Origin of the sequence: Nocardia canadensis (assembly GCF_032656385.1) — a bacterium.
Classification (GTDB): domain Bacteria; phylum Actinomycetota; class Actinomycetes; order Mycobacteriales; family Mycobacteriaceae; genus Nocardia; species Nocardia canadensis.
The window spans coordinates 403,948-429,220 of the sequence record NZ_JAVCWB010000008.1; the positions used below are offsets into that span (position 1 = coordinate 403,948).

The 25,273-nt window shown below is 70.0% G+C and carries 26 protein-coding genes; 10 read left to right on the forward strand and 16 right to left on the reverse strand.

Going from position 1 to position 25,273, the window contains the following annotated elements:
• The first annotated feature begins 88 nt into the window (after positions 1-88).
• Genes Q7X29_RS15600 through Q7X29_RS15615 form a run of 4 tightly spaced genes read left to right on the forward strand, consistent with a single transcriptional unit; the run spans position 89 to position 3,178 of the window.
• On the forward strand, positions 89-787 hold the full coding sequence (locus tag Q7X29_RS15600; protein WP_218719125.1) for a glycosyltransferase: 699 nt from the start codon (positions 89-91) through the stop codon (positions 785-787).
• Positions 784-1,824, forward strand: a complete 1,041-nt coding sequence (locus tag Q7X29_RS15605; protein WP_255587954.1) for an acyl-CoA dehydrogenase family protein — start codon at positions 784-786, stop codon at positions 1,822-1,824. The genes Q7X29_RS15600 and Q7X29_RS15605 overlap by 4 nt, the downstream gene beginning before the upstream one ends.
• Positions 1,806-2,558 (forward strand): PIG-L deacetylase family protein, encoded by a 753-nt coding sequence (locus tag Q7X29_RS15610; RefSeq protein WP_316574513.1) that lies wholly within the window; start codon positions 1,806-1,808, stop codon positions 2,556-2,558. Before Q7X29_RS15605 ends, Q7X29_RS15610 begins: the two co-directional genes overlap by 19 nt.
• Complete coding sequence (locus Q7X29_RS15615; RefSeq protein WP_316574514.1) at positions 2,555-3,178, forward strand: SAM-dependent methyltransferase; 624 nt, start codon at positions 2,555-2,557, stop codon at positions 3,176-3,178. The genes Q7X29_RS15610 and Q7X29_RS15615 overlap by 4 nt, the downstream gene beginning before the upstream one ends.
• Before the next feature lie 42 nt (positions 3,179-3,220).
• On the opposite strand, the gene Q7X29_RS15620 is transcribed toward Q7X29_RS15615, so the two are convergent.
• The 13 genes from Q7X29_RS15620 to Q7X29_RS15680 form a co-directional block, all read right to left on the reverse strand.
• Positions 3,221-3,385: a hypothetical protein gene (locus tag Q7X29_RS15620; RefSeq protein WP_316574515.1), complete on the reverse strand. Its 165-nt coding sequence runs from the start codon at positions 3,383-3,385 to the stop codon at positions 3,221-3,223.
• Between the two features lie 40 nt (positions 3,386-3,425).
• Positions 3,426-3,758 (reverse strand): hypothetical protein, encoded by a 333-nt coding sequence (locus Q7X29_RS15625; RefSeq protein WP_316574516.1) that lies wholly within the window; start codon positions 3,756-3,758, stop codon positions 3,426-3,428.
• A gap of 141 nt (positions 3,759-3,899) precedes the next feature.
• On the reverse strand, positions 3,900-6,125 hold the full coding sequence (katG, locus tag Q7X29_RS15630; protein WP_316574517.1) for a catalase/peroxidase HPI: 2,226 nt from the start codon (positions 6,123-6,125) through the stop codon (positions 3,900-3,902).
• On the reverse strand, positions 6,122-6,601 hold the full coding sequence (locus Q7X29_RS15635; protein WP_218719129.1) for a Fur family transcriptional regulator: 480 nt from the start codon (positions 6,599-6,601) through the stop codon (positions 6,122-6,124). Before Q7X29_RS15635 ends, katG begins: the two co-directional genes overlap by 4 nt.
• Positions 6,602-6,657: 56 nt before the next feature.
• Positions 6,658-6,894 (reverse strand): hypothetical protein, encoded by a 237-nt coding sequence (locus tag Q7X29_RS15640; protein ID WP_316574518.1) that lies wholly within the window; start codon positions 6,892-6,894, stop codon positions 6,658-6,660.
• 8 nt (positions 6,895-6,902) lie between these two features.
• The gene (locus tag Q7X29_RS15645; RefSeq protein ID WP_316574519.1) at positions 6,903-7,169 is read right to left on the reverse strand and encodes a GlsB/YeaQ/YmgE family stress response membrane protein; all 267 of its coding nucleotides are present in this window, start codon (positions 7,167-7,169) and stop codon (positions 6,903-6,905) included.
• A gap of 52 nt (positions 7,170-7,221) precedes the next feature.
• Complete coding sequence (locus Q7X29_RS15650; protein ID WP_218719131.1) at positions 7,222-7,428, reverse strand: cold-shock protein; 207 nt, start codon at positions 7,426-7,428, stop codon at positions 7,222-7,224.
• 162 nt (positions 7,429-7,590) lie between these two features.
• Entirely contained in the window at positions 7,591-7,941 is a 351-nt protein-coding gene (locus tag Q7X29_RS15655) for an HNH endonuclease (protein ID WP_316574520.1), read from the reverse strand.
• Positions 7,942-8,032: 91 nt separating this feature from the next.
• Positions 8,033-9,406 carry a cutinase family protein gene (locus Q7X29_RS15660; RefSeq protein ID WP_316574521.1) on the reverse strand — a complete coding sequence of 458 codons (1,374 nt, stop codon included), beginning with the start codon at positions 9,404-9,406 and terminating at the stop codon, positions 8,033-8,035.
• A gap of 359 nt (positions 9,407-9,765) precedes the next feature.
• Entirely contained in the window at positions 9,766-11,124 is a 1,359-nt protein-coding gene (locus Q7X29_RS15665) for a PucR family transcriptional regulator (RefSeq protein ID WP_316574522.1), read from the reverse strand.
• Positions 11,121-12,752 (reverse strand): MFS transporter, encoded by a 1,632-nt coding sequence (locus Q7X29_RS15670; RefSeq protein WP_316574523.1) that lies wholly within the window; start codon positions 12,750-12,752, stop codon positions 11,121-11,123. The genes Q7X29_RS15665 and Q7X29_RS15670 overlap by 4 nt, the downstream gene beginning before the upstream one ends.
• Before the next feature lie 42 nt (positions 12,753-12,794).
• Complete coding sequence (locus Q7X29_RS15675) at positions 12,795-15,179, reverse strand: glycoside hydrolase family 3 protein (protein ID WP_316574524.1); 2,385 nt, start codon at positions 15,177-15,179, stop codon at positions 12,795-12,797.
• Between the two features lie 22 nt (positions 15,180-15,201).
• Positions 15,202-16,215, reverse strand: coding sequence for a poly(ethylene terephthalate) hydrolase family protein (locus Q7X29_RS15680; protein ID WP_316574525.1), 1,014 nt, complete (start codon positions 16,213-16,215; stop codon positions 15,202-15,204).
• A gap of 147 nt (positions 16,216-16,362) precedes the next feature.
• Between Q7X29_RS15680 and Q7X29_RS15685 the strand changes: the two genes are divergently transcribed.
• On the forward strand, positions 16,363-17,610 hold the full coding sequence (locus Q7X29_RS15685) for a helix-turn-helix domain-containing protein (protein ID WP_316574526.1): 1,248 nt from the start codon (positions 16,363-16,365) through the stop codon (positions 17,608-17,610).
• Positions 17,611-17,612: 2 nt separating this feature from the next.
• On the opposite strand, the gene Q7X29_RS15690 is transcribed toward Q7X29_RS15685, so the two are convergent.
• Genes Q7X29_RS15690 through Q7X29_RS15700 form a run of 3 tightly spaced genes read right to left on the reverse strand, consistent with a single transcriptional unit; the run spans position 17,613 to position 20,382 of the window.
• On the reverse strand, positions 17,613-18,230 hold the full coding sequence (locus Q7X29_RS15690; protein WP_218719137.1) for a DUF305 domain-containing protein: 618 nt from the start codon (positions 18,228-18,230) through the stop codon (positions 17,613-17,615).
• Complete coding sequence (locus Q7X29_RS15695) at positions 18,227-19,777, reverse strand: LVIVD repeat-containing protein (RefSeq protein WP_316574527.1); 1,551 nt, start codon at positions 19,775-19,777, stop codon at positions 18,227-18,229. The genes Q7X29_RS15690 and Q7X29_RS15695 overlap by 4 nt, the downstream gene beginning before the upstream one ends.
• Entirely contained in the window at positions 19,774-20,382 is a 609-nt protein-coding gene (locus Q7X29_RS15700; RefSeq protein ID WP_218719139.1) for a TetR/AcrR family transcriptional regulator, read from the reverse strand. The genes Q7X29_RS15695 and Q7X29_RS15700 overlap by 4 nt, the downstream gene beginning before the upstream one ends.
• Before the next feature lie 127 nt (positions 20,383-20,509).
• On the opposite strand from Q7X29_RS15700, the gene Q7X29_RS15705 reads away from it, so the two are divergent.
• The 5 genes from Q7X29_RS15705 (at position 20,510) to Q7X29_RS15725 (ending at position 25,221) form a co-directional block, all read left to right on the forward strand.
• The gene (locus Q7X29_RS15705; protein ID WP_316574528.1) at positions 20,510-21,625 is read left to right on the forward strand and encodes a hypothetical protein; all 1,116 of its coding nucleotides are present in this window, start codon (positions 20,510-20,512) and stop codon (positions 21,623-21,625) included.
• Positions 21,625-22,653 carry a phosphotransferase family protein gene (locus tag Q7X29_RS15710; protein WP_255587956.1) on the forward strand — a complete coding sequence of 343 codons (1,029 nt, stop codon included), beginning with the start codon at positions 21,625-21,627 and terminating at the stop codon, positions 22,651-22,653. The genes Q7X29_RS15705 and Q7X29_RS15710 overlap by 1 nt, the downstream gene beginning before the upstream one ends.
• A 60-nt stretch (positions 22,654-22,713) precedes the next feature.
• A complete protein-coding gene (locus Q7X29_RS15715; RefSeq protein WP_316574529.1) occupies positions 22,714-23,298 on the forward strand; it encodes a TetR/AcrR family transcriptional regulator in 585 nt (194 codons plus the stop codon).
• 100 nt (positions 23,299-23,398) lie between these two features.
• Positions 23,399-24,412 carry a TIGR03617 family F420-dependent LLM class oxidoreductase gene (locus Q7X29_RS15720; RefSeq protein ID WP_316574530.1) on the forward strand — a complete coding sequence of 338 codons (1,014 nt, stop codon included), beginning with the start codon at positions 23,399-23,401 and terminating at the stop codon, positions 24,410-24,412.
• The gene (locus tag Q7X29_RS15725) at positions 24,409-25,221 is read left to right on the forward strand and encodes an enoyl-CoA hydratase/isomerase family protein (protein ID WP_316574531.1); all 813 of its coding nucleotides are present in this window, start codon (positions 24,409-24,411) and stop codon (positions 25,219-25,221) included. The genes Q7X29_RS15720 and Q7X29_RS15725 overlap by 4 nt, the downstream gene beginning before the upstream one ends.
• Positions 25,222-25,273: the final 52 nt, after the last annotated feature.

The following is a 25,273-nucleotide window of genomic DNA, read 5'->3' on the forward strand; positions in this document are numbered from 1 at the left end:
CGGCTGACCTGGGCCTTCTGTTTGCCCTGCCGAAGGACGGGTAGCCGCCCTCTATGAGTCAGTCTTCGGCGGCTGTGAGAACACGCCCATGATCGGCGACGACATCGACGGGATCGTGGTGGTGGTCCCCGTCCGCAATGAAGAGCGACTGCTGCCTCGGTGTCTCGCGGCGCTGGAACGTGCCGTCCGCCGGGTCGACGTCCCGGTCCGCGTGCAGCTCGTGCTCGACGCCTGCACCGACGGTTCGGCGCGGGTCGCGGCGTCGGCCGAGGTGCTGACGGTGTGGGAGCGCAATGTGGGGGCAGCGCGGCGGCTGGGCTTCGAACACGCGGGCTCGGGGTGTGCGTCCGAGACCTGGTTCGCGACCACCGATGCCGATTCCGAGGTCGAGCCATCGTGGTTGTCGGCCCAGCTCGACTACGCGCGAGCGGGTTTCGAGGTGGTGGCGGGTGTCGTCGCGGTGCGGCAGTGGGACGCGCACTCGGCGCGGACCCGGCGGATCTACGAGCGGCAGTATCTCGAGCACGGGCCGGAGGGTCATGGTCATGTGCACGGCGCCGCGCTGGGCTTCCGCGCCGACGCCTACTGGGGAATCGGTGGGTTTCGGGCCTTGCCGACCGGCGAGGACGTGGATCTGGTCGCGCGGTTGCGCGCGTCCGGAGCCGCCATCGCCTGGGCCGGGGACGTCGCTGTCACCACCTCCGCGCGGCGGCACGGGCGCGCACCGCACGGGTTCGCCGAGCACCTGCGCCGTATCGGGCGGGACGCATCGCGGGAGGTGTCATGACCGGCGTCGACAGTCGGGTTTCCGGCCTGTGCGCCGCGGCATCGGAACCGGTGATCGCCGCGGAACTGCGGTCGCTGGCGAGATCCGGACGGCTGGATCTGCCGTTACCGGGCTCGGGGCAGACCCTCGAGCGATGGCGCGCGCTGGCCGAGATCGCCTATGCGGATACGGTTGTCGGGCGTCTGGCCGAAGCCCACACCGATGCTACGGCGATCCTGGCCGAGATCGATCACGGCGCCACCGGGCGGCCGTCGACCGAACTCGCGGTGGCGCCGGAGCAACTCTGGGGCGTGTGGGCCGCGGAGCCGCCTGCTCCGGTGCTGCGGGCGCGCGAGGTGTCCGAGGGCTGGGTGCTGGAGGGGCGCAAACTGTGGTGCTCGGGTGCGAGCATGTGCACACACGCACTGGTCACGGCCGAGATCGACGGTCAGCGCGCGTTGTTCGCGGTGGCGCTCGACCGGTCCGTCGTCCGGCCGGTGCCGCACACCTGGCCTGCGGTCGGTATGCGGGGGTCCGATTCCGGCGCCGTCGATTTCGACAGTGCGCCGGCGCGGATGATCGGCGACCCCGGCGCGTACCTGAGCCGTCCCGGTTTCTGGCACGGCGCCATCGGGGTGGCCGCCTGCTGGTACGGCAGCGCGTGCGCGGTCGCCGCGACACTGCACCGCAGCGCCGCCGCGGGCCGCGCCGACGACCACGCGCTCGCCCATCTGGGCGCGGTCACCGCGAGTCTGTCGGCCGCCCGTGACAGCCTGTCCGTCGCCGCGCAGGCGATCGATGCCGACCCCGCCGACCTCACCGGAGCGGGTCGACTCCGGGCCAGGACCGTGCGCGCGATCGTCGAGAACGCGGCGACCGACACCCTCGACCGTGTCGGGCGCGCCCTGGGCGCCGGCCCGCTGTGCGGCGACGAAGCCCATGCGCGCAGAGTCGCCGACCTGACGGTGTACCTGCGTCAGAGCCATGCCGAACGCGATCTCGCCGCCCTCGGACGAGACCAGGCGGACAAGGAGTTCTCATGGTGGCCATGCCCCTGATCGACCCGACCGATCCCGGCACCGCGGAAGGCGCGTGGACGCCGTGGCGCGAGAGCAGACCCGAACTGCGCGTGGAGCATTGGCGGCATCTGATCGTCGTCGCCCCGCACCCCGACGACGAGGTACTCGGCGTCGGCGGGCTGATCGCGCACCTGCGATCGGCCGATCTGCCGGTCACCCTGATCTCGGTCACCGACGGTGAAGCCTCGCACCCCGGCTCGCCCACCCACACCCCGGCCGAGCTGGCCGGCCTGCGGATCGAGGAATCGGCCAACGCGGCCCACGAACTCGCCATCGGGGCGCCGATGCGGCTGGGCATGCCCGACGGCCGGGTCGCCGAGCAGCAGGCCGAACTCACCGACCTGCTCACCGAGGTGCTCGCGGTCCTGGGCGGGCCGGGGGTTCGATGCGCCGCCACGTGGCGACACGACGGCCATCCCGACCACGAAGCCGTCGGCCGCGCGACTGCCGAGGCGTGCGCGAACACAGCGACCGAGTTGCTCGAGTATCCCGTCTGGATGTGGCACTGGGGCAGCCCCGACCATCCGCGAGTCGCCGCGGCCAATGCCTTCGGCCTGGCGTTGCCGTCGTCGGCGGTCGCGGCCAAGGCACGGGCACTGGCACAGCACCGCAGTCAGATCCGTCCGCTGTCGGACCATCCGGCTGACCGTCCCGTCCTGCCTCCCCATGTCCTGCATCGGTTCACCACACGCGACGAGGTCTTCTTCCAGTGACCGAGTCCGCCCTGCCGCCAGGCTATTTCGACCGGATGTACGCCACCGACGACGACCCGTGGCAGTTTACGCTCCGCTGGTACGAGCGGCGCAAACGCGCGCTGACGATGGCTATGCTGCCCAGGGCGCGCTACCGCGCCGGGTTCGAGCCCGGCTGTTCCATCGGCGTGCTCACCGAGGAACTCGCCGGGCGCTGCGATCGCCTCGTGAGCACCGATGTCGCCGAGCGGGCCCTGGATTCGGCGCGCGCACGGCTGTCGCGTTCTGGCCACGCGTCGGTGGAGTTGCGCGGGTGGGGACTGGGACAGCGCTGGGCGGCGGAGGAATTCGATCTGATCGTGTTGAGCGAGGTCTGCTACTACCTCGATGCCGAGACGCTGCGCCAGGCCTTCGACCAAGCGGTCGCGCACCTCGAGCCCGGCGGCACGCTGCTGTGCGCGCACTGGCGCCACGTCGTGGCCGACTATCCGCTGACCGGCGACGAGGTGCACGCGATCGCGCACCGCACCGCCGGACTGGCGGCCGCGGGCCACTACGGCGACGAGGATGTGCTGATCGACGTGTTCGCGGCCTCGCCGCCGAACCCGCCGTCGGTGGCCCGCCTCGAGGGTCTCGTCTGAGGCCAGGGAACCGCGGGCCGGGCGCCACGGCCCGGCCGCGACTCAGGACCGCCGCCGTCGCCGGGCGATCAGCCAGACCACGAACCCGGCGAGCACCGCGACTGCCACCGGCAACGCGGGCGTGCGGGCGACATCGGCGGCCTGCCCGGTCGCGTCCAGCGCCAGGTCACGGTCGAGCTGGGGGACCGGGTCGTCGGTCTCGCTCATCGCGGGTTCCTTCCTCGCTGGTCTCGCATCGCGGTGGCCGTCAGTGCCCGCGCTGATCGGTGAGCTTCAGGCCCTCCTTGGCCTTGATGCGCCGGTGCTCGAGCAGCAGCCAGACGACACCCGCGCCGGCGAGCAGGACCGCCGCGACGCCGGCGACGGTCGCCCAGCCGGTGAACCCGTAGCCGGTCGCGGTCAGGCACAGGCCCAGCGCGATGACGCCCAACGCGCACAGGATGATCCCGGGGAAGTTGTAACCGTCTTCGAGGCCCTCGCCGGCGTGGCTGCGGGTCGTGCGGGCATGGTCGGGGAATTCGTCGTCGTGTCGGTCGGCGTGCTGCGGCGCGGAATCGTGGTGCGGATTCGGGTAGGTCATGGATGGTTCCCTCCAGGTTGACCGGTATGAGCGGGCCATACCCGCTGGGCCGCTGGTCAATCACCGGGCGGCGGACCGGAGGGCGAACTCGACGCGAAAAGAGCCCGGGCCGAGGGTCGGCCCGGGCTCTTCGACATCCGATCAGCGCAGGTCGAACCGATCGTTGTCGACCACCTTGACCCAGGCGGCGACGAAGTCGTCGACGAACCGCGCGCCCGCGTCCTGCTGCGCGTAGACCTCGGCCACCGCGCGCAACACCGAGTGCGCGCCGAAGACGAGGTCGTTGGCGGTGGCCGTCCAGCGGGCCTGACCCGTCTTGCGGTCGACACCGTCGAAGACGTTCTCGGTCGACTCCGAGGGCTTCCACTCGGTGCCCTGATCGAGGAGATTGACGAAGAAGTCGGTCGAGAGCACGCCGGGACGCTCGGTGAGGACGCCGTGGCTACTGCCCGCGTAGTTCGCGCCGAGCACACGCAGCCCGCCGATGAGCGCGGTCAGCTGCGGCGCGGTCACGTCGAGCATGTACGCGCGGTCGAGCAACAGGCGTTCCAGCGGTGCCTTCTCCCCGTCGCGCACGTAGTTGCGGAAGCCGTCGGCCCGAGGCTCGAGCACGGCGAAGGACTCGACATCGGTGGCGTCCTGGGTGGCGTCGGTGCGGCCCGGATGGAACGGCACGGTGACCGGGTGACCGGCGTCGGCGGCCGCCTTCTCGACGGCGGCCGAGCCGGCCAGGACGATCAGGTCGGCCAGCGACACGCGCTTGCCGCCCGCGGCCGAACTGTTGAAGTCCTGCTGGATGCGCTCGAGCACGGGCAGCACCTGCGCCAGCTCGCTCGGCTCGTTGACCTGCCAGCTGCGCTGCGGTTCCAGGCGCAGGCGGGCACCGTTGGCGCCGCCGCGCTTGTCGGTGCTGCGGAAGCTCGCCGCCGCCGCCCACGCGGTCTTGACCAGCTGCGCGATCGAGAGTCCCGAGGCCAAGACGGTGCTCTTGAGCGTCGCGATGTCCTGCTCGTCGATCAGTTCGTGATCGACCGCGGGTACCGGGTCCTGCCACAGCTGCGGCTCGGGGACCCAGGGGCCCAGGTAGCGGCTGAGCGGTCCCATGTCGCGGTGGAGCAGCTTGTACCACGCCTTCGCGAACGCTTCGGCCAGCTCTTCGGGGTGATCGAGCCAGCGGCGGGTGATCTCCCGGTAGATCGGATCCTCACGCAGCGCCAGGTCGGTGGTCAGCATCGTCGGTGTGCGCGCGGGGCCGTCGAACGGGTCGGGGATGGCGCCTTCGCCCGCACCGTCCTTCGGCTTCCACTGCCAGGCGCCGGCCGGGCTCTTGGTCAGTTCCCACTCGAAGCCGTACAGATTCTGCAGGAAGCCGTTGCTCCACCGGGTCGGGGTCGCGGTCCAGACGACCTCCAGGCCGCTGGTGATGGCGTCCCTGCCCTTGCCGGTGCCGTAGGAGCTCTGCCAGCCCAGCCCCTGCTGCTGGATCGGGGCGGCCTCGGGTTCGGGCCCGACCAGGCTCGCATCACCTGCCCCGTGGGTCTTGCCGAAACTGTGGCCGCCCACGATCAGCGCGGCGGTCTCCTCGTCGTTCATCGCCATCCGGCCGAACGTCTCGCGAATATCGCGGGCGGCGGCCACCGGATCGGGGGTGCCGTTGGGGCCTTCGGGGTTCACATAGATCAGGCCCATCTGCACGGCGCCGAGCGGGCCGGACAGTTCCCGGTCACCGGCGTAGCGCTCGTCGCCGAGCCAGGTGTCCTCCGGACCCCAGAAGACCTCCTCGGGCTCCCAGATGTCGGGCCGGCCGAAGCCGAAACCGAAGGTCTGGAAACCCATCGACTCCAGCGCGACGTTGCCCGCGAACACCAGCAGGTCGGCCCAGGAGATCTTGGTGCCGTACTTCTGCTTGACCGGCCACAGCAGTCGTCGCGCCTTGTCGAGATTGGCGTTGTCGGGCCAGCTGTTGAGCGGGGCGAAGCGCTGCGCGCCCTGGCCGCCGCCGCCACGCCCGTCGGCGATGCGATAGGTCCCGGCCGCGTGCCAGCTCATCCGGATGAACAGGCCGCCGTAATTGCCGTAGTCGGCGGGCCACCAGTCCTGGGAATCGGTCAGGACCGCGGCGATGTCGGCCTTGAGCGCTTCGACGTCGAGGGTGGCGAATTCCGCTGCGTAGTCGAAATCCTCGCCGAGCGGGTTGGCCTTGGACGAGTGCGCGTGCAGCACCGAGACATCGATCTGCTCCGGCCACCAGTCCTTGTTGGCGTTCGGCCTGCGGTCGGTCTGCGGGGTGGGGGCGGGGATCGCCGGGTTTTCGCTCTCGCTGGTGGAGTCGCTGTCCCCGGTGGGAGGGCGGTTATCGGTGGTCACGATATTCCTTCCTGAAACGAGTCGTGCGGGCTGCGAGCGGAGTCGTCGGCGGAGGGGACGGTGGCGCAGTCGGGGCACCGTCCCCAGTAGATGATCTCGGCCTCGTCGATCGTGAAGCCCTGGGCGTCGGCGGCCGTCAGGCACGGTGCCTCGCCGATGCGGCAGTCGACGTCGGCGATCTTCGCGCACGTGCGGCAGATCAGATGGTGATGGTTGTCGCCGACGCGCGATTCATACCGTGCCACCGACCCCCGGGGTTGGATGGACCGGAGCAGGCCTGCGGCGGTGAGCGCACGCAGCGAGTCGTAGACGGTCTGGTGCGAGACCGCGGACAGCCTGGAGCGCACGGCGCGGATGATCGAGTCCGTATCGGCGTGCGGATGGTCGTGGACCGCCCGCAGGACCGCCACCCGCGGGGCGGTGACGCGGAGGGACGCTCCCTGCAGCAACTGCTGGAATTCCGTGTCCGTCGGCACGTCCGAAAGTGTTCTCCGTTGTCTGGAATCGGTCAAGCATATGACCGGCCTCGTGTTCAGGGCCGGGAATCCGCGGTACCGCCACCAGCAGAACGGTCACCCCCGACACCGCGGGCGGCGGCCTGCTGCTCATCACGCGTGCGGATCTGCTCGACCGCGCCGGCGATCCGATCGACGAACGCCGCCTCGCCGAGCAAGTGGCGCTGCTCGACACCGATATCCGCCTGCTCGGGGCCTGAGCGGAATCGTCGCCGGACACCGCTGTGGCGGACGCGGACGCCCGGGTCCGCCACAGCATCGACTATCGGGTGCGGCCGGTGACCAGTCCGACCAGTGCCAGCAGCAGCACCGCACCACCGAAGCAGGTCAGGAAGCTGAACAGCAGACCACCACCGGCGACATCGACGCCCAGCACCTTCAGCAGGAACCCGCCGAGCAGACCGCCGACGACGCCGACGACGATATTGAGCACGATGCCCTGCTGGGCATCGGTCTTCATGACTTTGCTGGCGATCCAGCCGGCGATGCCGCCGATGATGATCCAGCCGAGAATTCCCAGTCCGAGCATTGCTGCCTCCGATCGTTTCCGGCCCTGGCGGGCCGTGATTGTGCGTGGATTCTCAGTCCAGGGCGCGGACGTCGGTCGCCTGCGGGCCCCGGTCGCTGTGGTCCATCTCGAACTCGACCTTCTGGTTGTCCTCGAGGGTGCGGAATCCGTCGCCGCGGATCTCGGAGAAGTGAACGAAGATGTCGGCACTGCCCTCGTCGGGCTCGATGAACCCGAACCCCTTCTCCGCGTCGAACCACTTCACAGTGCCTTGAGCCATTGCTTCCCACTCCGTTCGATCGGTACCTCTCGATCGGAGGATGTCCCGGACCGGAATCGGTAAACGGGTCACCACCCACCGATCTTCGGCGACGATGGGCCCACGGTCTGCTCCGTGGTGGCCCGGCGCCGCCGACCGCGAACCGTCACCTCGGGCTCCGCTCTAGGCGAAGCGGGTGGTGAGCTCGGCCGCGATCTCGTAGTGGCGCAGGAGGAAGGAGCGTTCGTCGAGCTTCTTGCGCCGCAGCCAGCCGGTGACCTCGGCGTTGCACTTGCTGGAGTTGCACGATCCGCAGGCGGGGACGACGTTGCCGAGGGTGTAGCGGCCGCCACGCGAGATGGCTTGCACGCAGTCCTTCTGCAGCGAGGTGGCGGGGGAGCCGCAGTAGGCGCACCCACCCCAGGACGTCTTGAGCGCGTCCCACTGCGCGTCGGTGAGGTCATGGGTGACGCGCGCCATCCGCTTCTTGCGCTTGCGCGCGGCGCGCACCTGTCTGCTACCGCCGGTCGGCACCAGGTGAGAATACGTGCCGCGACGGTCGGCGGGTCGCAGGCGGGCACACCGTGTCCGACCCGGCCGCGACGCCGCAGACGGGTGCGGTGGGCTACGAAACGACCTGGGAGCTCAGGTAGTTCAGCAGGAGGGGAACGTCCTCGCCGTAGTCGATGTGGGCTTCGGAGGCGTAGAAGTTGGCCATGTCCACGCCTTGGCGACCCAGTTGGACGAGCTCGTCGACGGTGGCGGGATCGGTGACGCTGAGCAGGGTTCGGGTGGTCGCGTTGAGGTCGGAGCGGATGCCCGCAGCGACGGGGCCGAGCACCGAGCCGGTGAGGTCGGCGCCGGTGGCGGCCAAGGCCGCCAGGTCGGCGGCGGCGGCGAGAGGGTCGTTGCGGTCGAGGGATTCGACCGCACGCCAGAGGATTTCCTGGAGGTGGCCGACGCGCTCGGCGATACCGAGGAGATCGAGGTGGGTCAGGGCGTCGGCGATGACGCTGACGCCCGCGGTCCGGCCGGACGGGTCGACCGCGGCGGCCGCGCGGATGACCTGGGCGACCAGGACCCGGTCTACCCCCGCGGCGGCCTCCACGAAGGGGGCCAAGGCGGCGTTGACGGCCCGTGCGGTCTGATGGGCGCCGCGGATGTCGCCCGCCGCGAGGGACTCCGGCAGACGGGTGAGGTCGTCGACGATGGTCGGCAGGTTCGCCGCGGTGGCGGTCCAGCCGGCGCCCATGGTGACGGCTTGGGCGATCAGACTGCTGGGATCGGCGGTGGCGGGGAGCAAGTTCGCGATCGGGGTGGGATCGCCGCTCAGGACCCGGCCCAGCACGGCCAGGAACGGGGAGGTGGCGGCGTCGAGGGAGCAGTACAGGTCGCCGTCGGCGCACAGCGTGCGAACCCGCTCCGACAGCGCGCCGAAATCACGGCTCCGGGTGCCGGCGATGCCGCGGCCGGGCTGCGGATTGCCCAGGGAGAGTGTGGTGTTCGGATCGCGATGCGGGTCGGCCAGTAGCCCGACCCCGACCACCCGATCGGCGTCGATGGGGCCGTCGCCGTTGCCGATCTCGGTGGCCAGATCGCCGATGCCGTCCGCGCCCTGGCTGTAACCGGCGAGCACGACCCGCGTCGAGCCGCACAGGCCACGCAGCATCTGGCGCAGACGGGATTCCAGGGTGCTCAGGGACTCGGCGTAGCTCAGGCCCTGATCGAAAGCGCTGGCGGCATAGGGGGCGTAGAGCACGGTGATGTCGCGGCCGAACTGCCGTCGCAGGCCGTCGCCGACAGGCCGGAGCATGCCGACGGGCACCTCGGGATCGGCGTCGAGTGTGGTCTCCCAGGTTCCCGGCCCGAGTATCGCGGTGTACGGGGTGCAGGGCTGCGGGCCGGATGTTTCCGCCCGCGCGTCGCCGACCGCCGCGGTCCCGGCCGCGACGACGGCGGCGACCAGCGTCGCGGCGGCGGATCTCGACAACCTGTTCATCGTCCAATTCCTCTGTTGCCGAAGGTGATTCGCGACGGTGCGACAGGTGTTGCAGCGCGCCGGACCGTCGTGGCCAATTCTGGCCGCTCGCCGCGGGTTTCGCCCACACTTTCAGATACAGTTTCATTTCAGATTCGATCCGGGCTGCGCGGTCCGTCGTCGGACCCGTCGACCGACGCCGTCCCCGGCCGGCCGCGCGCCGAGCCGGGGACGGGTCTTCACGGTGGCGCCAGTTCCACCGAGTCTGTGCCGGATCCGGGCGAACCGTCCCACGCTCACCGGCACAGAACGGTAGGCGAGGTACGGGCCGCGGCACTCGTCGCCGGACGACAGACTTGTCGGTGCGGGTTGTGCGCGCGTCACGAATCCGGGCCGGGCGCGACGGATTCGCCCAGGGTCGGCAGGATCGCGAGGGCGACCTGGAGTTCGAGGGTTCCGATATCGGCACTGCGGCCCAGGATCGCCTCCGCCTGCTGCACCCGGTAGCTGACCGTGTTGGGATGCACCAGCAGCCGATCGGCGGCGCGGCGGCGACTGCCGTTCTCCCCGAGGAAGACCGACAGCGTCGTTGCGAGCCGATAGGTGGTCTCGTCGGGTGCGGCCAGGCGGCCGAGCACCCTGGTGACGAACGCGCGTGCGTGCCCTGGGTCGGCCGTGCACAGCGCCGCGACCGCGATCTCGCCGTAGCGAGTCACCGGATCGGCGCGGTGGGCGGCCATGGTGGCGACGCGGCGGGCATGCTCGGCTTCGAGATGACTGCGCCGGAAGCCGTCCAGTCCGTGCGCGGGGCCACCGATCGCCGCTCGCACACCGGGCGGCAGCGCCTGCTGGAGTTCGGTGAAAGCCCTGGGCGAGAAGGATGCACGCGACCCGGACCAGCCTGCGAGAATCAGCGCGCCGAGCGGATGGGTGAGGGTGTTCTCGGCCCCGAGGTGCCGCGCGAGCTCGGCGAAGGCCGCGCCGAGGGTGGTCTGGGCGTCGCAATGCTCCGGGGCGCGGTCGAGCCAGACCACGGCCGCGAGGTGGTACCAGTTCACCTCGTAGCGCAGGCGAGTCGAGGCGCGTGCCGGATCGTGCTCCCGATCGGCGACGATGTCGGCGATCGCCGCCGCCTGTGCGGCCGCGGCGCTGCGCATCCAGCCCTTACGTTCGACTTCGTAGGCGTGTTCGGCCCGGATCATCGCGCCGTCGAGATAGGCGAACAGCCATCCCGTCGCCATCCGCAGCGCGGTCGGCAGTTGGACCGACCCGGGCGCGGTGGCGGTGATGCGGGTGAACATCCACTGCCACATGCCCTCCTGCGCCAGGCGATACAGCCGCATGACCTCGGTGAGCGGAACACCGCGCCACACCCTGGCCCGGATCAGCGCCAGCCCCGGCTCCGGCAGGTCGAAGCGCCGGGGATCGCCGCCGTGCTCGAGTGTGTCGGCCAGCTGGAGCATGTGCGCACTGATGCCGGTCCGGCTAGCCTCGGCCACCTGGTCGTCGGGGAACAGTTCGGGGATCTCGACCCGCATCCGCGCCACCGACGCCGCGGTGAGGTCGGGGGCGCAGCGGCGGATCTCCCGCGCGAGTGGGCGAAGGATGTCTTCCCAAACCTGTCCGGCCGCCTCGTCGTCGGGCGGCAGCCAGCCGCCCGACGACAGTGCCCTCCCGGCCACGCTCATGCGCCCGGCTCCGGGCGCGCAGGCGCTGGTGTGGGTGTCGCCCGTGGTCACACCGCCATCTCTCCTTGTCGATGAGCGGCGCCGCCGGTGGCCGGAGTGCGGCCGTGCTTCATCACCAGTGCGAGCGAAAGGGCCGCCACCGACGCGACCGCGCAGACCCAGAAGCCCAGCCGGTAGCCGTGATCGCCGAACAGGTCGGGCAGCGGGGTCGCCGGTTGGGCTTGCCCGCCGACCGAGACCAGTGCGCTCATGCCGTTGTCGTGCAGCAACGCGGTGACGACGGCCAGGCCGATCGCCACGCCCATGGACTGCATGACGCCGAGCATGCCGAGGCTGATGCCCTGCTGCTCCTGCGGCACCGCCTCGACCAGCAGGATCGGCATGCTGGCGTAGTACATCCCGAAGCCGATGCTGAAGATCGAGTTCACGATCAGGAAGGTGGTGGTGGTCAGCGGCAGCAGCGCGAACGCGATGCCGGCACCGGCGTAGACGACCAGGGCGACGACCAGCGGCAGCCGGGCACCGATCCGCTTGGCCAGCAGGCCCGCCACCGCGCCGAAGACCATCGTGATCATCGAACCGATCAGGGCGATCCGGATGGCGAACTCGAACAGGGAGTATCCGCTGCCGTAGCTGTATCCCGGATCGAGGGCCACTTGCACCGCCTCGGGCGGCAGCGCCTGACCGGTCAGGCCCTGGATCTCGGCCAGCGCCGCCTGCCGCACACCGGCGACGACCGTCGACTCCGGCGGGGTCTGCGCCATATAGGCGATGGCATAGGAGACGATGCCGATCTGCAGCGATGCCAGGAGCGCCCCGCCCAGGACCAGTGCGACACGCGGATGGAAGAGCAGCCGCATGTCCATGATCGGTGTCGTCACGCGCTTTTCGACGACAACGAACAGCACCAGCAGCGCGATGCCGGCGATCAACCAGGACACCGTGGTCGGCTTCGCCCATCCCCAGTCGTGGCCCTTGTCGACGTAGATCAGGGTGAGTGCGGCACCGCCGGAGAGCAACGCCGCGCCGACGACGTCGATCCGCTCGGCGACCCGCAGCTTGGACTCGGGCACGAGGAACCACACCAGTGGCATCATCGCCAGGGTGAACGCGGCCAGTACCCAGAAGATGGCGCGCCAGCTGTGGTTGTCGACCAGGTAGCCGCCCAGGATCGGGCCCGCGATGGAGGCGACACCGAAGCCCGTCGCGGTGAGTCCGAGCGCGAGCGGAACCATGGCGCGCGGCATCAGGTCCCGGATGAGGCCGTAGGCGATCACCGCGGTGGCGATGGCGGTGGCCTGCAGGCAGCGGCCGAGAAGGAAGACGGCCCAGTTCGAGGTGGTCGCGTCGAGCACACAGCCGATGACGAACAGGGCACCGCAGATGAGGAACATCCGCTTCTTGCCCCACACGTCACTCATCTTGCCGATCAACGGAGACGCGGCCGCTCCGATCAACCCGAAAACGATGATGGCCCAGTTGATGTCGGCCCCGACACCGGGGAAGCTCGGCGCGATCTTCTGCAGTGCCGCCGCGACGATCGTGTACTGCATCGGGGCGATCTCGGAGAACAGGACGATCACGGCGAGCACCGTGAGAATCCTTGTGCGCGAGGCGCTGTCGAGTCGTCCGGTGTCGTTGTCGTCGTCTTTGTCGAGTTGCGAGGTACTGGTGGACATGGCCAGGCTCCGTTGTTCGGTCGAATGGTCGAGCAAGTCGGGTCAGTAGATGTGGGCGGTGTGCGGGAGATCGGCAACCGAGGTGCCTACCTGCACGACGAACTCGCCGGGCTCGCTCTCCCAGCCGGTGGGTCCCCAATGCTGGAAGGCGCGATCGGGCAGGGGGATCGCAACGGTCCGGGAATCGCCGGGAGCCAGGGTGACTGCGGTGAAACCGGCAAGCCAGCGGACCGGTCGGTCCACGGCGCTGTCCGGGCGCGAGAGATAGACCTGAACGACCTGTTTGCCGTCGCGATCTCCGGTGTTGGTCACCGTGATCGACACGGTGCGCCCTGCCACGACGAGGTCGTCGGTCGACCACGTCGTATAGCCGAGGCCGTGGCCGAAGGGGTAGGCGGGTTCGGTGCCCGCCCGCAGCCACGCGCGATAGCCGATGTGGATGCCCTCGGTGTAGTCGAGGACGCCGTTGACCGGCGTGGTGTTCAGGACCGGGACGTCGGCCATGGTCTTGGGCCAGGTGGTCGGCAGCCGGCCGCCGGGTTCGGCGGTGCCGGTGAGCACATCGGCCAGTGCCGCGCCGAACTCCTGGCCGGGGAACCAGGACAGCAGCACGGCGGCGACGTCGTCGCGCCACGGCATCTCCACCGGTGCGCCGGAATTCACCACGACGACGGTGCGCGGGTTCACCGCGGCGACGGCGGCGACGAGCTCGTCCTGCCGGCCGGGCAGCCGCAGCGAGGTGCGGTCGACACCTTCGCTCTCGATCTGCTCGGTGGTGCCGACCACGACCACGGCCACCCCGGCCGCGCGCGCCAGTTCGACAGCGGCCGCGAACTCCTCCTCGTCGTCGCGCTGGGGACGCCGGACGCCGAGGGTGGCGCCGAGGATGATCCCGAGGCCGGGCATGGCCTCTTCGATGCTCGTCACGAGCCGCACCTCGACCTCGTCGCCGACGGCGAGGGTTCGGGTCACGTGACGCTGGGGCGGGTCGAGCAGCGCCGCGGCCGGATCGCCGGAATCCAGCGGCACGTTCTCGTCCAGCACGGTCTCGCCGTCGAGGTCGAGCCGGATGTGGCCGACGCCGCCGAAACCGATCTGCCAGTCACCTGCCCTGTCGGCGCGCAGGCGGGTGCGCATCTCGACCGTGTTCGACTGCGCCGCCAGCGGTTCACCGAGCAGCACGAGGCGGCTGGTGGTGCGGTGCTGGGTGCCGAGCACGGTGTCGTCTTTCAGGAACCGCGCGGACAGGCCCGGTTCGCCGGTCTCGGGATCGGTCATGATCGCCACCGGGGCCGGAATCAGATCCTCGGACAGGTGAACGCCCGCGGTGTGGGTCAGTGGCAGGCGGCCGGTCAGGCCTTCCACCGGGGTGGTGGTGTGGCCTGGGATCACGGTCGCGCTGCCGCCGCCGAGGAAGCGGGGTTCGCCCGCCGACGGACCGAGCAGCGCGATGTTCGTCTCCGGCCCCAGTGGCAGGACACCGTCGTTGCGCACCAAGACCATGGCCTGCGCGGCGACCCGGCGGACCAGATCCTGTGCTTGCGCGTCGGTGAAAACCGTTGTGGGTTGCGGTGTTCCGTCCAGAGCGCCGACGCGCTCGGCGAAGCGGAGGATGCGGCGCACCTTGTCGTCGATGGCCGACTCGGCGATCTCGCCCGCGCGCACGGCGGCGGCCAGCGGCTCACCCCACAGGTACGGCGGGCCGGGCATACACAGGTCGGTGCCCTGCGCCGCGCTCTCGGTGGTGCGCACGGCAGTCCAGTCCGAGACCACCACGCCGTCGAATCCCCAAGTGCCCTTGAGTGGTTCGTCGAGCAGCGGATTCTCGGTCATGGTGGTGCCGTTGACGGCGTTGTAGGCGTCCATGATCATCCACGCGCCCGCCTCGACGGTGCGTTCGAACGGGTAGAGGTAGAGCTCACGCAGTGCCCGATCGTCGACGCGGACGTCGACGGTGAAGCGCTCGGTCTCGGAATCGTTGGCCACGTAGTGTTTCGGGCACGCGCTGACGCCGTGCGCCTGCACCGCCCGCACGTAGGCGTCGGCCATCTCGGCGGTGAGGAGCGGGTCTTCGGAGAAACACTCGAAATGTCTGCCGCCCAGCGGGGAACGATGCAGGTTCATCGTCGGGCCGAGGACTGCGTAGACGTCCTTGCGGCGTGCCTCGGCGGCGATCAAGGCGCCGATCTCGCTGAGCACCGCCGGGTCCCAGGTCGCGGCGACCGCGGTGCCGGAGGGCAGGCTCACCGACGGGTCGCGTTCGTCCCAGTTCTCGCCGCGCACACCGGAGGGGCCGTCGGAGACCGGCATCTCGGCGAGTCCGAGCGCGGGGTCACCGGCCATCCGGAACAGGCTCGCACCGGAGATCAGGCGGAGCTTGCCGTCCAGATCCAGTTCGGTGAGTAGTTCCTCGAGGTGGTCTTGCATGAAAGACGCAGCCTTTCCTAGGTCAGCGGGTGATGGTGCTGGCTTGATCGGACCAGTGGGGGTTGTGCAGTATTTCGCCGGTCTCGGTGAGGAACGCGGCGCGAGCGGCGGAATCGCCGCGCAGCCGGTCCATGAACCAGGCGGTGACGTAGCCGAGGTAGCGGTAGACGCCCTCGGTGCAGCTGTAATTCGTGCAGTGCGGCTGGCCCTGGACGTCGTTGTGCTGGGCGCCGACCACCGCGGCGCGGGCTTTGGGCAGTCCGGCGGGCAGCGCGTCGTAGTACGCCTGCATCGACTGCATCCCGATCAGCTGCGGCGGGAGTTGCTGCGTCGAGGGCGAGGCGCCGTCGGCCGTGCCGTTGACCAGCAGCACCGAGCCCGAGGTCACCGCGGTGGGGTCGACGCAGGGGCTCTGGCCGTCGACGGTCGGCAGTGACCCGCAGGCCGCCGACCACGGCATCTCGAGCGTCAGCGCGGTATCGACGGCGCCGCCGCCGCGGGCGAGCGCGTTGATCGCGCCGAGGCCGCCCTGCGAATGCCCCGCCGCGCCCACAGCGGTGATGTCGATCTTGCCGTGGAAGATGCCGGCCTGGTCGCTGTTCTGCTGAGCCAGGTACCGCACCGCGTCGAGCAGTTGCACGCCGGTGCCGGTGTCGGTGCGGTCGGCGGCGATCACCACGAATCCCCAGGACGCCAGGTGCGCGAGCAGATACGCGTATTCGCGCGGGTGAGCCAGGGTGCCGTTGCCCCAGGTGATGACCGGGTGCACGACGCCGCCGGCGCCGAGGTCGGCCGGGTACCAGATGTCGTAGCTGTCGCCGGTCGATGTGCAGCAGTCGATACCGGTCCGCTCGGTCACGGCCCACGGGCCCGGCGCGTAGTAGGTGGCTTCGACGGGGGCGGTGGGTCGGTAGGGCGGCGCCGCCCCCGCCGGGGTCACCCCGGTCGCGGCGGCGACCAGTAGCGCGAGGGAGATCAGCGCGACCCGCGCGCCAGTGCGCGGGCGCCGACCGGACAAGACAGTTCTATTGCTCACGATCTCGGACGATAGGGAGATCCACGGGCCGGACCACGTGGTCAGCGCCGTCTTGCAGACTGTTTGCAGACACCCCGCGCGGGGGAACACCGGCGACGTATTCTCGACACCGATGAACGAGTCGGCCCGCAGTGTCGCGGACCTCGCATGAGCGAGGTCGGCTCCGCGTTGCGTGCGGCGCGCACCGCCGCGGGGATCAGCCTGCAGGGGATGGCCGCGCGCACGAACTATTCCAAGCCGTACCTCGGTCAGCTCGAGACCGGGGCCCGGGTGGTGCGTGCCGAACACGTGGCCGCCTACGAGTCTGCACTGGACACCTCGCTGACTGCTCTGCACGACCGGCTGACCGTCGAGTCGGTCAGCGAACTGGACGATCTGCCCACGCAGCTGTCGTCGCTGCTGCTACCGCCACACGGCGCGCACGGCCGTGGCCAGCACCCCGCCTTCGCCGCGACCGAGCTGGCGGCTGCCGAACAGCTCGTGACGTGGGCGCGAGGCAGGCAATGGAGCGACGGGCAGGCGCCGCGCCACGCGGTCACGGCCTGGCTGGCCGCGAATCTGCCACGGTTGCAGCAACTCTCGGCTGCACAGCGGCACGGTCGCGCCCTGCGGATCGGTGCGGAACTGGCCGATATCGCCGCCGCCATGAGCTGGGACGTGGAGGACATCGTCGCGGCCCGCCGCTACTCGGTGGCCGCCGCTCGGCTGGCCCACGCCGCGGGCGACACGGTGCTGACGGCCGCGATCCTCACCGAGTCGACGTGGCAGTTGCTCGACAGCGGCAGCCCGGCGGAGGCACTGGAGATCGCCCAGCTCGCCCAGTATCTGGCGCGCCGCACGGCGACGCCGCTGCTGCGCGTGGCGCTGGCCGAGCTGGAGGCCTACGCGCACGGCATTCTCGGTGAACAGGCGGCGTTTCAGCGCGCGATCGTCGTCGCCGCGGAATGCCGTGGCGAAGCCGCGGCGACCGCGTCCGCCGATCACCCCGCCGACCGCAGCCTGATCGCGGCCACCATCGGCATGCTCCTCGGCCCGCGTCGGGACTGGCCGGGGCCGGGCCAGCAGTCGCGGCTACTCGGAAACAGCTACCGGCAGCTCATCGCGACCCGGCCGGATCTGGCCCGGATCGCCTTCGGCGACGTCCACCCACCGGTGCCGCGGGAATTCCTGACACCGGCGATGACCGCGATTTCCTCGGCTCGTCTGCAGTTGATGCTCGGCGATCCAGAACAGGCGGTCGAGCAGGTCGAACTGGCGTTGTCGTTCGAGGGCAACCCGACCGGCCGCACTGCGGCCCGGCTGTCCGACTTCTGGCACGAGTCGGTGGAGTTCGCCGCGGTTCCGGCGGTGAGCGACGTCCGCGGCGCGATCCACGACATGGTCGGGCTCGGCTGAGCTCAGCCGGTGGCTGCCGTGCCGCGCCTGCCGAGCAGCAGACCGATGAGCCCGGACTCCTGGCTCTGCGTGCTGATCATGTCGCGCGCCGCCTGTTCGACCGGGCCGCCGGTGGACAATTCGTCGAAGGTCTGGGCCATGGCCACCCCGCCCTGGTGGTGCCGATACATCAGACGCAGGAACTTCGTTTCCGCCTCCGCGCCGTGGGCCTGGGCGAGAGCGTCGAGGTCGGCCTGGGTGGCCATGCCGGGCATCGTGGCCGACACGGCGTGGTGATGGCCGGTCGGCATCCACGACATCGGGTGCGGGTTGGTCGGGGTCACCGCGGCCAACCGGAGCCAGCCGAGCATCATGCCGATCTCCAGACGCTGGGCGGCGGCGATCTGATCGGCCAGCTGCCGCACCGTGGGATCGACGTCGGCGGCGAGACGGTCGACCATCATCAGCGCCTGCTGATGGTGTCCGGTCATGTCCTGCACGAAGCCGATCTCGGTCGGGGTCAACACCGGTGTGGCCGTGACGTTCTCGGAGACCACCAGCGGTCGCAGAGCTGCCCCGAGCACCAGCAGGAGCAGGATCGAGGCGGCCACTGCGGCGCCGAGGGTCACCCGTCGACTCATGCGCCGACCGTCGTGTGCTGGTCGGCGGGCGGGAGGTACACCTCGGGCGACAACTCCAGGGTGAGCAGGCCGTTGTCGGCACAGGCCGCCCACAGCTGATTGCCACGCCATTCGGGGGCCGAGAAGCACCAGTCGGTGGACAGATCGCCGAAGGCCACCTCGCCGGTACGCGAGCCGATCGCCTGCTCCGGATCGAAGGCGCCCGACTCGACGGCCTGCAGGACCGAGGGCGCGCTGAGCAGCGGGACGCCGATGATCGAAGCGAGGGCATGCGGGGAGTTCCACAGCTCACTGTTCTGGCCGGTACGCGCGGGTGGGTTGTAGTACGCGATCTCGCGCACCCGGAGCGGGTCGCGCACATCGAACACCCGGATGCCCGAGGAGATCCAGCCACACGCGAGCGCGGTGGGGTTCACCGGCCGGTCGGCGGAGCAGTAGTGGGCGTCGTAGGCGAACAGCGAGCCGCCCATGCTGGAGGCCATCGCGCTGTCGCGGTGCTGGGACAGATTGATCTCCAGCTTGATCGTGTTCACCACGCGCGGGTGGGTGTCGTCGGAGATGTCGATGAGTTTGACACCGCCGGAGCCCGCCTCGTCCGCGGTGAACAGAAACGGCACGCCGTTGTAGGTGACGGGCACGTTCTGCTGGGTCGCCCAGCCGTCGGTCCAGGTCAGCTGGGAGATGATCGGCACCTGCGGGTCGGGGTCGCGTCGCTGGACCGCGGAGGTGTCCAGGATGGTCAGCCCGCCCATGTTGTTCGCCAGATACAGGCGGTTGCCGTCGGCACGCAGGCCCATGCCGTGCATGGACTGACCCGGCATGCCCTGCCAGATCACGCGGGGGTCGGCCGGATCGGTCAGGTCGACGGCGCTGACGATGCCGGGGATGACGCCCGAGGCCCAGTAGGTGCGGCCGTCCGGGGAGAAGCCGCCTTCGTGCGCCGTGATCTGCACCGGCAGACGCAGGTCGGTGCCGGGGCCCGGGTTGAGCAGGCGCGGGTGCGCGCAGTCGGAGATGTCGTAGACCGAGATCAGCCCGGCGCCGGTGAAAGCGGGAACGCCGGTGCCGACCAGCAGCTTTCGCGCCGCGTTGACCTTGAGGCTCTCCCAGGTCCCGGCCAGCATGGCCGGCTCGGTGAGCGTTGCGGTGAGCACCGGGTTCGCCGGATCGGCGACGTCGATCACCTGCACGCCCTGGGCGGGCCCGAGTACATTGCCGGGGAAGAAGCTGCCCAGGTAGACGCAGTGGTCGAACTGCGTCGAGGTGATTCCGGCGCCGCGCCCCGCGTAGCCGCCGATGCGGCTGATATTGCATCGGTAGCCCTGGGTGCTGCGGCCGCTGTCGCGGTCGGCGGCGGGCACGTCGCCCTGCAGGCCGGGTTCCGGGAGCGCATCGCCCGCGCAGCTCGCCCGGGCGACGGCGGTATCGGCGATCGTGCGGGTCTCCAGGACGACCCCGGTGGTGTCGGGCTGTGCGAGGCCGGTGGTGGTGGGAATCAGCAGTACGGCCGCCACGGCGATGAGCAGGCGGCGATAGGGAGTTCTCATGTCGTACTTTCGTGGTGGATGGCCAGGGTGACCAGGGCGTCGGCGGTCTGGCGGCAGAATCGCTCGCCGTCCTCGTCGCCGCGGGTGAGAGCGCGCAGCAGCGTTGCGCCGCGCAGGAATTCGAAGAGCAGATCGGGATCGCAGGTGGGGGAGACCTGGCCGGACTCGATCGCCGCGTCGATGGTGGCGCGTAGCGCGACCCGCGCCAAACCTTCGCCGCGCTCACGCAGCCGCTGGTAACTCTGCTCGTCGTCGTGATAGGCCGAGAGCAAGCCGGGAATGCCCGAGCGTGCCGCGGGGTGGGTGGCGGCGGCGAAGAACAACCGGGTCCAGGCCAGTAGATCGGCGCCGATGTCACCGGTGGGCTGTGGGACGACGCCGGTCTCGAGCGCGAAGATCGCGTCCTCGACAAGGTGGATCTTGTTGGGCCAGCGGCGGTAGATCGAGGTGGCGACGACCCCGGCCCGGCGCGCGACGCCCTGGATGGTGGTGGCCTGAAAGCCTTGCTCCACCAGCAATTCCTGGGTGGCTCGCAGCACTTGGGCATCCAGCTGCGGGTCGCGGGGGCGGCCCGGCCCCGATCGAGCCTCGCGGCGTTCACTCACCGTTGTTCACTCCTCCGTCGGCTGGGCAGAGCGTAGCCGAGATCGGATCTTTTTAAAAACGCGTCATGGTGTATTCAAATTAGCTAACTTGAAACCTGTTCCACCCCACATTCGCGAAGGAAAGCCCATGCTGACTCCCCAGGACGAGCTGCTCTGCCATCAGTTGCCGACCACGTTCGACCACGTCGTCCAGAGCGATTTGCGCTGGACCGAGCGCATCGTGCTCTACGGCTTCGACACCACCGGCCGGGTCAGCGTCATGACCGGCATGGCCCGCTACCCCAACCGCAACGTCATGGACGCCTACGCGATGGTCACCATCGACGGCACAGCGCACGTGGCGCGCCTGTCGCGCGAGATCGGCGGCAGGTACGACGACCTGGGCGCCTGGCAGGTCGGCCCCTACCGCTACGAGATCACCGAGCCGCTGCGCGGGGTGCGCGCCAGCCTCGGCGACAACGACCACGGGGTGCGCCTCGAGCTGAACTTCGCCGGACAGTTCCCCGCCTACGAGCAGGAGCCCGCCTTCTTCCGCAGCCGCGGGCGGGTCCGCGAGGACGCGCGACGCTACTACCAGAACGGTGCGGTCACCGGCTGGCTCGAGGTCGACGGCGAACGCATCGAGATCGATCCGAGGACCTGGTGGTTCGGTCGCGACCATTCGTGGGGCACCCGGCACGGTGGTGGCGGCGGCAGTCTGGGCGAGGGGAGCGGCTTGCAGCCGTCCGAAATCCCCGACGGTGTCCTGTATTTCATGGGCATCTTCCAGTTCGACGACGAGTTGGTGCACTTCGCCCAGCGTGAGACCGCCGACGGGCAGCGCTGGCACTTCGAAGGCTCCATCCAGCAGCCCATCGAAGCGCGGGCACCGGTCGTGCCGATCGTCGGTGTCACCCACGACCTGAAGTTCCGCGACGACTTCCGGATCGTCACCGAGGGAACGTTCACGACGAATGCCGCCGACGGCAGCGTCCGTACCTTCTCCGTGACCGCGCTGCATGATTTCTGGCCCGGTCTGGCCGGCTACGACATGTACCGCGGCTACGCCTCGGGCATCTGGAAGGGCGAGTCCTACAGTGACGGCTTCACCGTCGACCTGGACGACACCGACGAACTGCGTCAGGTCAGCATGCTCACCGAGACCTTCTGCAAGGTCGAGAGCAGCGACGGAAAGGTCGGTTACGGCCTGGTCGAGATGGTGTTCATGGGGCGCAACGCCCGGTACGGATACGAGGGCTACTGATGACCGCGCGACCCGCGGCAGAAGATCTGCCGACCGCAGTCGGTCCCGTGGTGTGCGCCGGAATTCCCGGTGCGAACGCCGCCGAGGTGACGAACTGGTCGGCCAGCCCGCGCGGGTTGGCGACCGAGACCTTCCTGTTCGATCTGGAACGCGACGACGCCGAGCCCGTGTCGCTGGTGCTGCGCCGCCCGCCCGAGGTGGCGTTGTTTCCCGACTACGACCTGCTGCGACAGGTATTGGTCATGCGTAGACTCGCCGGCACCGCGATCCCGGTGCCCATCGTCCGCTGGCTGGATCGGGGCACCGAGGCCCTCGGCAGTCCGTACTTCGTGATGGACCGGATCGAGGGCAGCGCGCCCGGTGACCTGCCGTCCTATCATTCGGCCGGGCTCTACTTCGAGGCCGAGCCCGCCGACCGGGCCACGATGTGGTGGGGCTGCGTCGACACCATCGCCGAGATCCACCAGCTCGACTGGCGCACCTTGAGTCTGGACTTCCTGGCGTTTCCGGAATTCGGGACGGCGCCGCTCGAGCAGATGATCGGCTATGTCGATGCCGCGCTCGGCTGGGCCTCGACCACTCAGCCGCCCGCGCTGCGCCGGGCCGTGGACTGGCTGCGCGCCCATCTGTACGAACCCGAGCACGTCACGCTGTGCTGGGGTGACGCCCGCATGTCGAACATCCTCTACGACAACGAATTCCGGGTCACCGGCGTGCTCGACTGGGAAATCGCCTACCTCGGCGACCATGAGGCCGACCTCGCCTGGATGCTGTTCCTGGACTGGGCGTGTTCGGAATTCCAGAACACCGAACGACTTCCGGGTACGCCGACCCGGGAGGAGACCATCGCGCGCTACGAGGAGCGCAGTGGGATGAAGGTGCGCAACCTGCGCTACAACGAGGTATTGGCGGCGGTCCTGCTCAGTATTCCGCTGCTGCGGATGGCGCACCGGCTCCAGCTGCCGCCGGAGGTCGACGTCACCGCGTTCTGCGCTCAGCGGATCGAGCAGTTGCTGGCCGAGGGCTAGGGTCAGGTGTGGGCACGGGTCGCGGCGGCTCCGAATAACATTACAGTCTAGTATGTAATAGTGACTTCGGAGACCTCGCCGCGCCCCGGCCGTCCGCGCGACGCCGACAAGGACCTCGCCGTGCTCATCGCGGCCAGGCAGCTGCTGGCCGAGGTGGGTTATCCGCAGACCACGGTCGTGGCGATCGCCAAGCGTGCCGGGGTGAATTCGCCGGCCATCTACCGGCGCTGGCCGACTCGGCAGGCCCTGCTGGAGGAGGCCATTCACGGTCCGGGCGCGTACGCGCCGCCCGAGCCGACCGGCGACCTGCGCGCCGACCTGGCGACCTGGGTGCGCATCTTCCTCGCGCGCGCGGACAGTCCCGCCGCGCGCGCGGGGGTGCCCGGCCTGCTGGCGGATTCGCAGACCGAGGAGGCGCGGCGGCGGCTGCTGGCGATCGGGGCCCCGGTGCGCAAGGCGTTCGCCGAGTTGCTCGCGGGCGCGGTCGACGACGGCCGGATCCCGCCCGGCGCCGAGGCCGAACTCGTCTTCGAGATACTCGCGGGGACAACGACATTCCACGCACTGTCGCGGGGCGGCGAACAGGCCGACCTGTTCGTGTCGCGGATGGCCGACGCGCTGTACGCGCTGGTGTCCGCGGGCTGACCGGCGGCGGGGGAATGTGTGACTCACTGCACCCGTCTAATAACGTTACATGCTATTATGTAATTATGATCGCAGTGCTTCCGCAGTTCGCGGCGGATCGATGAAGGTCGATCTCCAGTTGAACGGTCGTCCCGACGAAGCCGTCTCGCGGGCAGCCGAATTGATCGCGTGCGGCGCCGATGGTCTGTTCACCTTCGAGGGGCCCCACGACGTGTTCCTGCCGCTGACCCTGGCGGCAACCGGTGCCGAACCGGTCGACCTGATGACCAACGTCGCCATCGCCCTGCCGCGCAGCCCGATGCACCTGGCGCACACGGCCTACGACCTGCACCTGCTCAGCCGGGGCCGGTTCCGGCTGGGCCTGGGCTCGCAGACTCGCGCGCACATCGACAAGCGGTACGGCGGCCAGTGGTCCCGGCCCGCGGCGCGGATGCGCGAGGTCGTCCTGGCGGTCAAGGCCATCCTCGGTTCCTGGCAGGACGGCACCCCCTTGCGCTTCGAGGGTGAATTCACCCGGCACACCCTGATGCCGCCCACCTTCGTTCCCGGTCCCAATCCCTATGGCGTGCCCGAGATCTGCCTGGGTGCGCTCGGCCCGATCATGACCAGAACCGCGGCCGAGGTGGCTGACGGACTGCTGGTCATGCCGTTCAACAGCGCCCGCCATTTCGCCGAGCGCACCGTGCCCGCTATTCGGGAAGGACTCGCCCGCGCCGGTCGCGACGCTGCCGACCTGGCGATCTATCCCCAGGTGATCGTCGCGATGGGCCGGACCGCCGGCGAACTCGAGGCCGCCGCCGTCGGCGTTCGCCGGCTGCTCGCCTTCTACGGGTCGACGCCCGCCTACCGGCCGGTCCTCGAGGTGGAGGGCTGGGGTGAGCTCCAACCCGCGCTGAACGCGCTGTCCAAGCGCGGGGAGGTCACGGCCATGACCGAACTGATCGATCACCGGATGCTGCGGACGCTCGCCGTCTACGGCACCCCCGAGGAGTGCGCCGCCGAGATCGTGGCGCGCTTCGGTGCGGTCGCCGAGCGGATCTGCTGCTATTTCCCGGGATATCCCGTCGCCGACGCACACATCCGGGACCTGGTCACCGCATTGCAGGTCGCATGAACGAGGTCGAGATCGATATCGCCGACGGTGTCGCGGTGGTGACCTTGAACCGGCCGCAACGCCGCAATGCTTTCACCGCCACGATGGGTCGCGCGCTGGGCCGGGCCTACCGCGAGCTGGACGCCGACGACACGGTCCGGGTCATCCTCCTGACCGGTACCGCCCCCGCCTTCTGCGCCGGAGCGGATCTGGGTGGCGGAGCGGCGACCTTCGACCGGCCCGACCGTGCCGCCTTTTCCGCCTCCCCGGTCGACCCGCCTGCCTTCGCCCTGCGGAAACCGGTGATCGCCGCGGTGAACGGGCACGCCATCGGCATCGGGCTGACCTTGGCGATGCAAGCCGATATCCGCCTGGTCGCTGCCGACGCCCGCTACGCCATTCCGCAGGTGCGCCTCGGTGTCGTGCCCGACGCGGTGGCGCATTGGACCGTGGCCAAGGTGGCGGGTCTGTCGGTCGCGGCCGACATCCTGTTGTCGGGGCGGACGATCGACGGCGCCGAGGCGGTGCGGCTCGGCCTCGCCACCCGCAGCCTGCCCACCGCCGATGTCCTGCCCGCCGCCCGCGCGATGGCCACCGACATGGCCACCAACGTCGCGCCGATGTCGGCGGCATTGAGCAAAAGGCTGCTGTGGGACACCGCGATCCACGGCTACGACCCCACCCGCGTCGCCGACCTCGAAACCGAACTGCACCTGCGGGTGATGGGTAGTCCCGACGCCACGGAGGGGATGCGCGCCCGGCTCGATCACCGCACGCCGGTGTGGTCTGCCCGGCTGTCGACCGACTGGCAGGACTTGCCGCGGTCGTGACCTTCCGGTCGCACTCGACAGGGCGAGCGGAGCTGCACCGGCCTGTGCTCGT

Bases quoted from the DNA above. Each gene is read 5' to 3' on its own strand.
- Q7X29_RS15725 (WP_316574531.1), top strand. From the start codon at position 24,409: ATGAACGAGGTCGAGATCGATATCGCCGACGGTGTCGCGGTGGTGACC.
- Q7X29_RS15710 (WP_255587956.1), top strand. From the start codon at position 21,625: ATGACCGCGCGACCCGCGGCAGAAGATCTGCCGACCGCAGTCGGTCCC.
- Q7X29_RS15660 (WP_316574521.1), bottom strand. From the start codon at position 9,406: ATGAACAGGTTGTCGAGATCCGCCGCCGCGACGCTGGTCGCCGCCGTC.
- Q7X29_RS15705 (WP_316574528.1), top strand. From the start codon at position 20,510: ATGCTGACTCCCCAGGACGAGCTGCTCTGCCATCAGTTGCCGACCACG.
- Q7X29_RS15645 (WP_316574519.1), bottom strand. From the start codon at position 7,169: ATGCTCGGACTGGGAATTCTCGGCTGGATCATCATCGGCGGCATCGCC.
- Q7X29_RS15685 (WP_316574526.1), top strand. From the start codon at position 16,363: ATGAGCGAGGTCGGCTCCGCGTTGCGTGCGGCGCGCACCGCCGCGGGG.
- Q7X29_RS15670 (WP_316574523.1), bottom strand. From the start codon at position 12,752: ATGTCCACCAGTACCTCGCAACTCGACAAAGACGACGACAACGACACC.
- Q7X29_RS15675 (WP_316574524.1), bottom strand. From the start codon at position 15,179: ATGCAAGACCACCTCGAGGAACTACTCACCGAACTGGATCTGGACGGC.
- Q7X29_RS15695 (WP_316574527.1), bottom strand. From the start codon at position 19,777: ATGAGAACTCCCTATCGCCGCCTGCTCATCGCCGTGGCGGCCGTACTG.
- Q7X29_RS15720 (WP_316574530.1), top strand. From the start codon at position 23,399: ATGAAGGTCGATCTCCAGTTGAACGGTCGTCCCGACGAAGCCGTCTCG.
- Q7X29_RS15600 (WP_218719125.1), top strand. From the start codon at position 89: ATGATCGGCGACGACATCGACGGGATCGTGGTGGTGGTCCCCGTCCGC.
- Q7X29_RS15610 (WP_316574513.1), top strand. From the start codon at position 1,806: ATGGTGGCCATGCCCCTGATCGACCCGACCGATCCCGGCACCGCGGAA.
- Q7X29_RS15625 (WP_316574516.1), bottom strand. From the start codon at position 3,758: ATGACCTACCCGAATCCGCACCACGATTCCGCGCCGCAGCACGCCGAC.
- Q7X29_RS15620 (WP_316574515.1), bottom strand. From the start codon at position 3,385: ATGAGCGAGACCGACGACCCGGTCCCCCAGCTCGACCGTGACCTGGCG.
- Q7X29_RS15690 (WP_218719137.1), bottom strand. From the start codon at position 18,230: ATGAGTCGACGGGTGACCCTCGGCGCCGCAGTGGCCGCCTCGATCCTG.
- Q7X29_RS15650 (WP_218719131.1), bottom strand. From the start codon at position 7,428: ATGGCTCAAGGCACTGTGAAGTGGTTCGACGCGGAGAAGGGGTTCGGG.
- Q7X29_RS15605 (WP_255587954.1), top strand. From the start codon at position 784: ATGACCGGCGTCGACAGTCGGGTTTCCGGCCTGTGCGCCGCGGCATCG.